Below are 11,256 nucleotides of genomic sequence, written 5' to 3'. Positions count from 1 at the left end.
ATGAGCCGCAAACCGCTCGACCCCACCGATGGCATGGTCGATGTGAAATGGGACGACCCGCGCATCCAAGCCTTGATGGCCCAGACTGAAGGTTTGCGCCTGGAAAATCGGGGCTTGAGACGGCCGCAGCGCGTGCTCATCCACCGCGGCTGGAGCGAAAACCCCCGGCCGGATCGGGCCATGATGACCGCCGAATATGAGGATGGCCGTGTGGTCTTGCTGACCAACGTCGCGTTTGAACGGAACAGCCCCGTGATGGTCGAAATCGAAGCCGTCGGCGACGTGCCCGCGGTTGATCTGTTTGGCAAAGTCGTCGACAGCCGGACCGGCACCCGCGCCGAAGAACAGCAACACCGCGTGTGGGTCGTGACCGTACAGGTGGTCAAACGCGCCGGAGCGCATCTCTCGGGAGTCCATCCGTGAACCCCAGCACCGCCTCGTTTCTCTCGCTCACGACCCAAATTCTCGAAGGGATCGCCAAGGGACTATCCCCGACCATGCTCGCGGAACAGTTGTGCCGATCGGCCGAGGTGCTGGTGCCGGGCCGCATCGCGAGCATCATGCGGCTCGAACGCGACGGCCGCTTGCATGTGTTTGCGGCGCCCTCGGCCCCGACGGCTTTGCGGGCCATGTTGGACGGGCTCGAGCCGGGGCCTTGCTCGGGCTCTTGCGGCAGCGCCGTGTTTTTGCAGCAGCCAAGCCTTGTCGCTGAGATCGATCACGATCCGCGCTGGGACGACCGGCGGCCGGTGGCCGAAGCCTGGAACCTCCATTCCTGCTGGAGCTGGCCGGTCTGGTGTGGCGATGTCGTCGCCGGCACGTTTGCCCTGACCTCAACCGAGCCCGGAGCTCCCACGCCCGAGGCTCAGGCACTGCTGGAATTCGCCGCTTCGCTCGCGGGAACGCTGTTTCGGCTGGCCGAACTCGAGGCCGAGGGTGAGCCGCTGCAGGATCGGCTGCGCGCGCAGGCCCGGCGCGACCCGCTGACCGGCGTGTGCAACCGCCTGGGCTTCGAAGAGGCCCTGAACGAACGCCTCGCCGCGGCCGCGCAAGCGGGCACCCCGCTGACGATCGCGCGGCTCGACCTCGATGACTTCCGTGCCGTCAACGATCGTCATGGCCGCGCGACGGGTGATGCCTGTCTGCGCCAGGTGGCTGAGGTGCTGCAACAGCGGCTCGGCGCCCATGCCCTCGTCGCGCGACCGAGCGGGGACGAATTCAACGTGGTGCTCGAAGGCGAACCTCCGACCGATACGCTCGAGCGCACCCTGGGCGAATTCGATCTGCGCGTGCCGCTCGGGAACGACCCGCTGGGCCCGGCAGAGCCGGTCCGGCTGACCGCGAGCGTCGGGCTGGTGCGCTTTCCGGCCGACGGCCGCGACGCCGACACGCTGCTGCGCCGTGCGGGCGAGGCTTTTTTGCTGGCGAAGCGAAACAAGGGCGGTGGCCCCCACTGCTGGGTTTGGACCGCCACGCTCGCGCAGGCGCTCGAACCCCCGGAGCCCGATCTGACCACCACGGCGGCCTATGGCGCCGCCGCGCAAGCGGCTTTGCAGCGGGCACAGCCGAGCCTGAGTCCGGTTCTGGAAAGCCTCTCGGCGCGCTTTTATGCCCTGATTGCCAACGACGCGTCCGCCGCGCCGGTGCTCGCGCACCTGACCGAAGCGGAACAAGCGCATGCCGCGCAGCAGCTCATCCAGCACCTCCAATACATCCTGACGCCGGACCTGAACGTGCGTGAACATCAGGAGCGCTCGCGCCAAGTGGGCCGCACGCATGCGCTCGTCGGCATGCCCACGCGGACCTTCGTGCGTTCGCTGGGTTTTTATGCCCAGCAGCTTCGGGGCTTGATCAGTCACCTGCCTTTGCCCGCGGCGGAGCGGCGCACGCTCGCGCATCTCGTGAGCCTGCGCTTGCAAACCGAATTGGAATGGCAACTCGACGGTGCCCAAGAGATTCGAACCCGCTACAACGACCTGCTGTATCAACTCGAAGCGCAGCAGCGGCATCCTTCACCTGGCATGGAATATCTGCAGGATGCACTGGAAGCCGTCACCGAACTGCCCGGTATGGTCACGGCGGGAATCACAGCACCCGACGTCCAGGGGCGCTTCGTGGTCGAGGTGGCGTCGCAGGCGACGCCTTTGATCGCGGCCATCAAGCGACGTCTGGGCTCCCTCGTCGTGCCCAGCCTGCATGAAGGCGACCCGGGCTATGCCGGGGTGGTGTCCACCGCTTGGATGACCGAGCGCACGGTCACGCTCGCGAGCGTCGCCAAGGACGGGGCCCAGTCCCCTTGGCGGGACGCCTTGCTTGACGTCGGCATTCGCAGTGCCGCGGCGGTTCCGCTTTCCGATCCGAGCGGACGCATCACGGGGGTGCTGGCGCTCTACGGCGCCTACCCCGGCATGTTCGAAAACCCGGTCGCACGCAGCTTCATCGAGCGCCTCGGGCAGACGCTCGCGCGCGGCTGGAACCGCCGGCAAGAGCCCGCGCGCACGCTCGACCCGGTGCCGGTCGGCGAGCGTCGCCATTGGCGCACCGCGCTCTTTGGCAGCGGCCTCGTGATGCAGATGCAGCCCATCGTCGACCTGCGCACCGGACTGCCCTACCAAATGGAGGCGCTGGCCCGGCTGCGGCTGGCCGACGGCAGCGTGCTGCCGCCCGGCCGCTTCCTGCCCTGGCTCGGGCGCGCCGAACTGGTGCGGCTGTTCCGGCATGGACTCGAGCTGGCCCTCGCGCGCGTAGCGTCCTGGCAGCGCGAAGGGCACACCCTCAAGCTGAGCGTCAACCTGCCGGTCGAGGTGCTGCTGTTGCCCGAGTGCCCCGATTGGGTAAGCTCGGCTCTCGCGCAGCACGGGCTGGAGGCCGAGCGGCTGCTGATCGAACTGCTCGAGGACGCGGAATTCGACGATGCCGCCGGACGAGACGAAGCCGTGGCCCAACTCGCCGCCACCGGCGTGCGGCTCGCCATGGACGACCTGGGCAGCGGTTATTCCAGCCTGGTTCGGCTGCGCACCTTGCCGTTTCACACCGTCAAGATCGACCAAGGCTTGGTGCGCGAGGCGCATCGCGACCCGGCGCGCGCGCTGGGTTTCATCGGCGCCTTGATTCAGCTCGCCCACAACCTGGGCTTGTGGGTGGTGGTCGAGGGCCTCGAGACGCCCGACCTGATCGAAGCCGCCGCGATCCTCGGAGCCGACGCCGGCCAAGGCTATGGCCTCGCGCGGCCGATGGACGCCGACGCGGTGAGCGCCTGGCTCGGCCAGTTCTCGCTCTCCCCGGAGCGGCTGACGCCCCAAACCGCCCTGGGCCGCGTTGCCCACGATTGGGTGCTGCGCCAGCGCGAACGGGCGCATGAACGCTCAGCCTAGGGCTCGGCCAGTTCGACGCGTTGACGCCCGGCGGCTTTGGCGCGCAGCAAGGCGGCATCGACGCGGCGATAGAGGTGGGTGAAGGATTCGCCCACACACCACTCGGCAACGCCGGCGCTGAAGCTGACTTCCACGCGGCGGCCGGTGCCCGGATCGGTGAGGCGTTGGGTGCGAAAAGCCTGCAGCAGTCGGCTCAAGGCCCGATGCGCGCGCGCGGCGTCGGCGTCGGGCAGGAGGATGAGGAATTCCTCCCCGCCGATTCGCGCGATCAGGTCGGTCGGGCGCATCAGCCGCCGGGACAGGTCGACCAAGGCGCGCAAGACTTGATCGCCAAAGTCGTGGCCGTAGTGGTCGTTGATCGCCTTGAAATGATCGAGATCGAGCAGCGCCACCGAGAGCGGCGTACCCGACCGGGCCGCCCGCGCCGTCTCGCGCGCGAAGGCCTGATCGAGCCCGCGGCGGTTGAGCGCGCCGGTCAGTGGGTCTTCCTGCAACTTGACGCTGGCTTGCTGCAGTTCCTGCTCCAGCGCCTCGATGCGTGCCTGCGCGGCTGCGGCTTCCTGGCGCGCCTGCTCGAGCTGGGCCCCGAGCGCCGCGCTGCCGCTGTGCAGTTCACGACCGCGCAGCAACACGTCTTGGACGATGCTGCGGATCTCGTCCCAATCTTCGCTCTGCTCGAGCCGAGCGAGGTCTTGAGCCAGGCTTTCATTGGTGCGCGCGCTTTGGTCGGCAAACTCGGCAAGGCTGCGCACGACGAGGCTGATGAGCGCCTTGGCCGCCTCCCGCGCATCGTCGCCGCTCTTCTTCGCGACGCCCTGCTGGTAGACGAGCTCCTTGAACACCTCACGAGCGCGGTCGATGTGCTCGGGGTTGAGTGCTTCGTGCAGCAGCCCGTGGATGAGCTGAACCTGCGCCGCCGCGCGGTCGTCGGGCCCGAGCCAGTCGACCAGATGATCGAGCATGAGGTCGACGAGCCCCATGAGCCCCTCGACCACGGACGCGGTTTCTTCCTGCACCCGCTCCCAATGGATCCAGAGCTCACGCGCCTGGGCGGTCAGCGCGTCCAAGTCGGCAGAGCCATCCTCCGAAGCCGCGAGCAGTTCGCGGGCGCGCGCCTTGATCGATTCGTCCCGGCAGTACGGCAGCAGGCCATAGCGCAGGCTTTGCGTCCAGAGGCGTCGCCACGCGCCCGCCGCACCGCCTTCGGCCGCATCGAGCGGCGCGGGCTCCGAGGGCTCCGCCCCAGAGAGCGGCTGGCGCGCCGGCAAGGCGGCCCAATGCTGCACGAGGTCGGCCAGGCTCGCGAGCCAAGGCAACACCCCCATCGCCGGGGCTTTGGCGGCCAAATTCGCCAACGCCTGCCGCTTGTGCAGCTGGCTCAGACCCGCTTGGGATCGCTCCCACTCATGGAGCAGGTCGAGCACCAGCCGACCCAGTTCCAGGCCGGCGGGCGCTGCTGCCTCAGAGGTCCGGTCACGAGGCGCGCGCGATACGGCGTGCTCGGGGCGGCTGCCGGAGAGCTCGGCAAAGAGGGCCGCATAGTTTTCCGGTGTCGGGGGCAAGCCGCGGCTGGCAAGCTGCCGCAGCGTCTGCCGCGCGATTTCAGCGACGTTGATCGTGGGTTGGTCCATGGCGAGGAAGCGAGCGGTCGTTGCTTCTATTGTCGCCGCTGCGCATCATGGATGCATGACGGCGACATCACGGGGGTGTGGAAGCCTCCGCCGCGTCCTCGTGCTCGAGCCGCCACAGCCAGGCGAGCAGTTCGGCGACCGCCTGGTACAGCTCCGGGGGGATCTGGCTGTCGAGATCGACCTGCATGAGCAGCTGCAGCAGCTGCGGCGAGCGGTGCACATACACCCCCGCTTCCCGGGCGCGGGCAATGAGGGCTTCAGCCAGGTAGCCCTGCCCTTTGGCCACCACCCGCGGCGCAGGGTCCGCCCCCTCCTCGTACGCCAGCGCGACGGCCTGCGGCGGCCGACGCGGCTCGGGTTCATCCGCCGCCATCGACCGGGCCCTCGCGCGACTCGACGGCACGCGCAATCAACTCGACCGCATCCACCCTCAGTCCCAACGCAGCCAATGCCGCACTGAGCTCTGCCCGATGGGCTTCGAGCCGGTCCGCTGCCGCCGGGGCGTGCTCGACGCGGATCGCCAGTTGACGCTGTGGCCCCAGCCGCAGCCACGCCTGCACCGGCCCGAGCGTTGGAAGCTCGAGCTCGAGCCGGGTCTGCCAGCCCGATGACGCCTCCGCCTCGCCGCCGCCGGGTGCGCGGCCCTGGTCGCGCTCGATGCGCCATCGCATCGGCTGCCCCGGCCAAGCCCATCCCGACCACTCGAGCGCCGGCTGCGCGAGCAGGGCCAGTTGCTGCTGCACCGTTCCGTGCAGCCCTTGCGGCACCTGCCAAGCGGTATCGACATGAAGCTGCGCCTGGATCGCCCGATACGACTCGACCGCCACCCGCGCGGCCGTCGGCGCGAGCGTTTCGCGGGCGTCCGCGTCCGCCCGGGCCGCGCCCGCAGCCAGGTCGGCGCGGGTGGCGGCGCGGGTGTCGGCACGGGCGTCGGGGCTGCCGGCGTCCCGCTGGCCTTCCTCGACGCCCTGCGCTTGGCCTTTTTCAAGCATTTTGGCCGGGACGCCGGCGTCAAATGACGCTTCATTGCTCTCATTTTTGAAGCTTTGAAGCGCTGCGCCGGAGGCCTCTTGCGGCGTTGCGGGTGGCGCGGCCGCGCTGCTGGCAAACGCCGCCTGAGGTTCGAGCCGCAAGGCTGCCGTGGGCTGCTGCCCCTGGAACCAGGCGAGTAAGTGGCTTTCGTAGAAGAGGCCACTGCGTTCGATGCGCTGCGCGAGCGCCGCCGCCAGGGCCGAGCGGTCCGGCAACGCACCCTGCGGGACGATGGGCTGGGGGTCGCGCAGCGCGGCGGCGCCGTCCGAGCCCTGCGCCAAGCGTGAAATCCACCGCCCCGTCTCAGAAAGCCGTGCGCCATCGGGGCTGCCGTACCCCCCCGCCTCGTCTGAGACGCGGGCCAGAAACACCGTCAGCGGCGCCGTTGCCACAGCCGCGCCCGACACGGGACGCCCAGGCACCTGAACCGAAACGCCCGGCTCCGCCCCCCCGCGCTCCGACAGCACCACCAAGTCGAGCTTCTGACCCGGCGTGTAGGCGCCCGGCACCGCCGCCGTAAACAAGCCCCGTCCCAGCCGCAGCAGCCATTGCCCCGGCGCTTGCAGGGCGACGACCTCGGCGACCACGCGTGCGCCGGGCTGCACGGCCAGACCCGGCTGCTCCGAGCCCGGTTGCGGCAGGGCTTTGAGGAGCGCGCTTGGGTTGCTCTGACCGATGCCCGTGGGCGGCAGCGTCGGGGCCGGAACGGTGCTCATCGTGCGCCTTGGTGCAGACGGACCATCAACTCGGCTTCGGCCTCACTGAGCCCGACGAGCGCGGCGATCTCCCGCACCGAGCGCCCCTGCTCGACCAGCCGGGCCATCAAGGCACGCATCTCCTGCTCGAGCAGGGCTGCATCGGGTGACGCAGCCCCAGCAGTCGGGACCTGGGCGTCGCCCACCGGGCCGGCCACGGCGTCTCCTGCCGCCGCTTCGGCCTTGGGTTCGGCCCGCCCGACGCCGACCCCAGGCGCGGCACCGACCCGCCCAGCGCTCGGCACCGGCGTCGGTGGCGACCCAAGGGGCTGCGGATGCCAAACCGGTTCACGAAAAGCCTGCGCCTGGCGCAGCGACTCAGATTCCGGTGGCGTCGCGGCGCTGTCCGATTCGGAGGGCGTCGACTCGATCCGGCGGCGCAGCGCCGCAATCTCTTCCGACTGCCGCAGGGCCTCTGCAGCGAGCCGCCGCAAGGCCAGCAACGCCAGCACCAGCACCAGCGCCAGCAGTGCCATCGGCACCGCCCAAAACATCCGTGGATCCATGGCTACGCGTTTGAACCTAAATCCGGCAGTTGGGCGCGCCCAGGCGGGCCGTCATCGGGCGCGCGGGCAAGGCGCAAACCACAGCCATGGCGCTCGCCATGGCGAGGATTTGCAACGCCGCCCCCGCGCCCGACGGCGGCTCGAACGGGTGCGCAGCGCTCACCCAAGCGGTGAACGGCTTTTGCACCAAAAACGGTTGAGACATCAACAACTTGCATTGAGCTGAAAGCGGTCAACTGCCGGATTTAGGTTGAATGGCTGCCGCCCCAGGTCGAGCGGCTAGGACGCAACGATCGCGCTGCGCAGCCGGTCTTCGATCAAGCGGGGGTTTTCGCCTTCGGCGATGGCGACCAGTCCCTCAACCATCAGATCCTGCAGCGCGGCACGCTCGCGCACGATGGCCTTCATTTTGTTGGCGACCGGCAGAAAAAACAAATTGGCCGAGCCCACGCCGTAAATCGTGGCGACAAAGGCCACGGCGATACCCGAGCCGAGCTTGCTCGGGTCGGCCAGGTTCTCCATCACATGGATGAGGCCGAGCACCGCGCCGAGGATGCCGATCGTCGGCGCATAGCCCCCGGCCGATTCGAGCACGCGCGCCGCTTGCAGGTCGCGATGTTCGGTGGCGGCAACCTCGCGCTCGAGCGTCAGCCGCAGCTTCGCCGGCTCGGTGCCATCGACGAGCAACTGCAGACCGCGGCGCAGCAAGGGGTCGTTCTGTTCTTCGATTTGGTCCTCGAGCGCGAGCAGGCCCGAGTGTCGGGCCGTGGTGCTCCAGCGCAACACTTGCCCGATCACTGCCTCGGGGTCGATCGCCGGCGGCTGCAGCACCCAGGGCAACATCCGCACCGAGCGCAGAAAAGTCGCCATCGGATACTGCAGCATCACCGCGCCCGTGGTGCCGCCGATGACGATGAGCAGCGCCGTCGGCTGAACGATGGAGGCCACGCGACCGCCCTCGAGCACCTGCCCGGCCACGATCGAGCCGACCGCCACCACCAGACCCAAGACACTCAGAAGATCCATCGTTCCTCGCCCTCAATGACCGGCTGCCGGAACGGCCGCCGCCCCGTGCGACGCAAGCCGCGCCCGCAGGCGCAAAACCGCTTGCTTCATCAACTGGCTGACTCGGGACTCGGTCACACCGAGCACGGCGCCGACTTCCTTGAGCTGCAGGTCTTCCTGGTAGTAGAGGGCCAGGACCAGTCGCTCACGCTCGGGCAGCTCCGCAATCGCCTGCTCCAGATCGCGGGCCAGTTCCTCCGAGGCCAGAATCTGCTCCGGCAAGGGCTGCGTCCCCGCAACATGCCGATCCAAAAAGTCCTCACCTTCGGCGGCTGCCAAATCCTCGAGCGACACCAGGTACAGGCTGCACTCGGCCAAGGCCTCGCGATACGCCTCGAGCCCGAGACCGAGCTCGGCCGAGATTTCCTCTTCCTTCGGTGGGCGGCCCAAACGCTGCGTCAGCGTCTCGATCGCCTTTTGGATGCCCCGCTCTTTCGCGCGGCTGCGCCGCGGGAGCCAGTCCATACGCCGCAATTCGTCGTAAATCGCGCCCCGGATCCGCACCGCGGCATAGGTGGCGAACTGCGCCGGTGACTGCTCCTGACCTCGCTCGAGCGCATCCCAGAGCCCAATCATGCCGGCCTGCTCCAAATCGGCGACATCCACCGAAGAAGGCAACTGCGCCGCCATCTGTCCGGCGATCCGCCGAACCATGGGCAGCATCTCGCGCAGGCGCTCATCCTGGGCACCCGCTGGGGCATAGGACTGGGTTTTCATGCACGCGGCCGCATCGCCCGGCCCCTCATGACGCCGGCGAAGCCGGCTCGGGTTGCATCCATTGCTGCATGAAAAACGCCAACTGACCGCCCGCCCCTTCGGGCATGGGCCAGGTGCGCACCCGCTCGACCAGCGCGCCAAAAGCCTTGGCCGAGGGGCTGCCCGGTGCCGACTCGATCACCGCCCGTTGCGCCCGAACCGCTGAGCGCAGCGCGGGGTCGAGCGGAATCGCGCCGGCAAGGCCAATCGACACGTCGAGATAGCGGTCGGCCACGCTGCAGAACCGGGCAAACAGCGCCTTGCCCTCGGCCGCATCGCGAACCATGTTGGGCAACAACTGAAAACGCTTGAGCCCATATTGCCGCGACAGCACCTTGACGAGGGCGTAGGCGTCAGCAATCGAGGCAGGCTCGTTCGACAGCACGACCACCACCTCTTGTGCAGCGCGGCTGAAGGTCAGCACATCGCCCGAGATTCCGGCCGCGCAATCGATCAGCAGATAGTCCACCGGGACATTGAGGCGGCTGACCGCGTCGATCAGGTTGGCCTGCTGTGCAGGCGTGAGGGCCGCCATGCTCGCCACGCCGCTCGCGGCGGGCAAGACCCACAGGCCATGCGGGCCGCGCACGAGGATCTCCTCGAGCGAGCGCTCGCCCCGAATCACGTGGGACAAATTGAAGCGCGGCGCCAGACCCAGCAGGATGTCGATGTTGCCCAGACCCAGGTCGGCGTCGAACACCATCACCGACTCTCCCAGACGCGCCAGGCCCACCGCCAGATTGGCGACCACGTTGGTCTTGCCGACACCGCCCTTGCCGCTGGCCACCGCAATGACGCGCGTCGGCCGGCGATGCAGTCGCCGCAAACCCTCTGCTTGATCCTTCGTGTTCATGCGCTCTGACGTTTAGGCTGCTGCACGCTCGCCGGGCCGGCTCCGCGGCCGCCCTGCTCCTGCGGACGACTGGCCAGCAGCAGTGCTTTCATCTTATCAACCGACGGCGCGTGCAAGTCCTCGGGAACCCGCTGCCCATCGGTGTAATACCAAAGCGGCAGCGGCTGCTCGATCAGCCACTGGATCGCGGCGCCGAACATCGAGGTCTCGTCGAGCTTGGTGAGCACGCAACCAGCCACCTCATGGTCGCCGTAGAGCCTCCAGAGCGCATCGTAGAACCCGCGCCCCATTCCGCCGGTGAGCAGCAACAGGCGCTGAACCTGGGTTCCCAAGCTCGAGAGCCACTGCAGCTGCTCCTCGAGCCGTTGATCCCTGGGCGACAGGCCGATGGTGTCGACCAACACGAAGCGGCGCGAAGCGAAGGCCCGCAGATGCTCGGAGAGTTCCTCGGCGTTGCGGGCGACCACGACCGGAACCCCCAGAATGCGCCCGTAAATCTTGAGCTGCTCGACCCCCCCGATGCGGTAGGTGTCCGTCGTCACCAGCCCCACCGCCTGGGTGCCGTGTGCCAACACCAGCCGTGCCGCGAGCTTCGCCACGGTCGTCGTCTTGCCCACGCCCGTCGCACCGAGCAAAGCAAACACCCCGGACGCCCCCGTCGACAGATCCCGCCCGGTCGGCAGCCGTTCCAGAATCTTCGAAAGTGCCCGATCCAGATCCTGCGCGCCGTCGGCAAACGGCGCACAAAAACCGCGCTCGAAGCCCAAAGCCTCGAGTTGCGCCACCGTCGCCGATGCCGGCGCCTGACCTGGCAACACCTGCAGCATCCGCTCCTGCACCCAACCGCGAAAGTCGCGCAACTCCGCGCGCAGCGACTCGAGCTCGCCGGCCACGTCCGCCTGCGGCTCGCTCGGCCGCTGCGCCTTCGGGGCGGGCGCAACGGGGGATGCCGCCACGGCCGCAGGCTCAGGAGCCGCGTCCCGCACGGCCGGGCCAGCGTAGCCCGGACGCGGCCTTGCGCTCCCACTCGGTGACGACGGCGTCTCAGCACTGGGCCGGCGCGCAGGCTCGGCAGCGGGCGCCGACCGTACGGTCTCCTCCGCCTGCGCGGCCCGCGCCGCCTCGGCCTGGATGTAGCGGGCGTCGAAGTCGACCGCCGCCATCAACTCGACGCCGCCGACCACCTCGCGGTTGGACAGGATGACCGCGTCGGGACCGAGTTCCGCGCGGATCCTTGCGAGCACCTCCCGCGTATTCGCGCCCGTGTAGCGCATGATTTTCATG

Annotated in this window: 11 protein-coding genes; 2 read left to right on the top strand and 9 right to left on the bottom strand. The window is 68.8% G+C overall.

All coding sequences use genetic code 11. The features are described from left to right. Positions 1-423 (top strand): hypothetical protein, encoded by a 423-nt coding sequence (locus EDC62_RS05030; RefSeq protein WP_124221218.1) that lies wholly within the window; start codon positions 1-3, stop codon positions 421-423. Continuing rightward, positions 420-3,374 carry a bifunctional diguanylate cyclase/phosphodiesterase gene (locus EDC62_RS05025; RefSeq protein ID WP_124221216.1) on the top strand — a complete coding sequence of 985 codons (2,955 nt, stop codon included), beginning with the start codon at positions 420-422 and terminating at the stop codon, positions 3,372-3,374. Before EDC62_RS05030 ends, EDC62_RS05025 begins: the two co-directional genes overlap by 4 nt. Here EDC62_RS05025 and EDC62_RS05020 read toward each other — a convergent pair. The 9 genes from EDC62_RS05020 to flhF form a co-directional block, all read right to left on the bottom strand. After that, on the bottom strand, positions 3,371-5,005 hold the full coding sequence (locus EDC62_RS05020) for a GGDEF domain-containing protein (protein WP_124221214.1): 1,635 nt from the start codon (positions 5,003-5,005) through the stop codon (positions 3,371-3,373). The genes EDC62_RS05025 and EDC62_RS05020 overlap by 4 nt on opposite strands. Positions 5,006-5,072: 67 nt before the next feature. Then, positions 5,073-5,378, bottom strand: coding sequence for an EscU/YscU/HrcU family type III secretion system export apparatus switch protein (locus EDC62_RS05015; RefSeq protein ID WP_124221212.1), 306 nt, complete (start codon positions 5,376-5,378; stop codon positions 5,073-5,075). Continuing rightward, positions 5,365-6,753, bottom strand: a complete 1,389-nt coding sequence (locus tag EDC62_RS05010) for a flagellar hook-length control protein FliK (RefSeq protein ID WP_124221210.1) — start codon at positions 6,751-6,753, stop codon at positions 5,365-5,367. The genes EDC62_RS05015 and EDC62_RS05010 overlap by 14 nt, the downstream gene beginning before the upstream one ends. Next, on the bottom strand, positions 6,750-7,298 hold the full coding sequence (locus EDC62_RS05005; RefSeq protein WP_124221208.1) for a DUF2802 domain-containing protein: 549 nt from the start codon (positions 7,296-7,298) through the stop codon (positions 6,750-6,752). The genes EDC62_RS05010 and EDC62_RS05005 overlap by 4 nt, the downstream gene beginning before the upstream one ends. A gap of 16 nt (positions 7,299-7,314) precedes the next feature. Beyond that, the gene (locus EDC62_RS05000; protein WP_124221206.1) at positions 7,315-7,503 is read right to left on the bottom strand and encodes a hypothetical protein; all 189 of its coding nucleotides are present in this window, start codon (positions 7,501-7,503) and stop codon (positions 7,315-7,317) included. A 74-nt stretch (positions 7,504-7,577) separates the two neighbouring features. Beyond that, positions 7,578-8,324, bottom strand: a complete 747-nt coding sequence (locus EDC62_RS04995; protein WP_124221204.1) for a flagellar motor protein — start codon at positions 8,322-8,324, stop codon at positions 7,578-7,580. 12 nt (positions 8,325-8,336) lie between these two features. After that, positions 8,337-9,080, bottom strand: coding sequence for a FliA/WhiG family RNA polymerase sigma factor (locus EDC62_RS04990; protein WP_124221202.1), 744 nt, complete (start codon positions 9,078-9,080; stop codon positions 8,337-8,339). A 25-nt stretch (positions 9,081-9,105) separates the two neighbouring features. Next, positions 9,106-9,972 carry a MinD/ParA family protein gene (locus EDC62_RS04985; RefSeq protein WP_124221200.1) on the bottom strand — a complete coding sequence of 289 codons (867 nt, stop codon included), beginning with the start codon at positions 9,970-9,972 and terminating at the stop codon, positions 9,106-9,108. Continuing rightward, positions 9,969-11,255: a flagellar biosynthesis GTPase FlhF gene (gene flhF / locus EDC62_RS04980; RefSeq protein ID WP_124221198.1), complete on the bottom strand. Its 1,287-nt coding sequence runs from the start codon at positions 11,253-11,255 to the stop codon at positions 9,969-9,971. Before flhF ends, EDC62_RS04985 begins: the two co-directional genes overlap by 4 nt. Position 11,256 lies beyond the last annotated feature (1 nt).

It is taken from the genome of Tibeticola sediminis (assembly GCF_003843835.1).
In the GTDB taxonomy this organism is placed as follows: Bacteria; Pseudomonadota; Gammaproteobacteria; order Burkholderiales; family Burkholderiaceae_C; genus Tibeticola; species Tibeticola sediminis.
The sequence above is the reverse complement of the archived record's forward strand: the minus strand, read 5'-3'. Positions and strand labels throughout refer to the sequence as shown.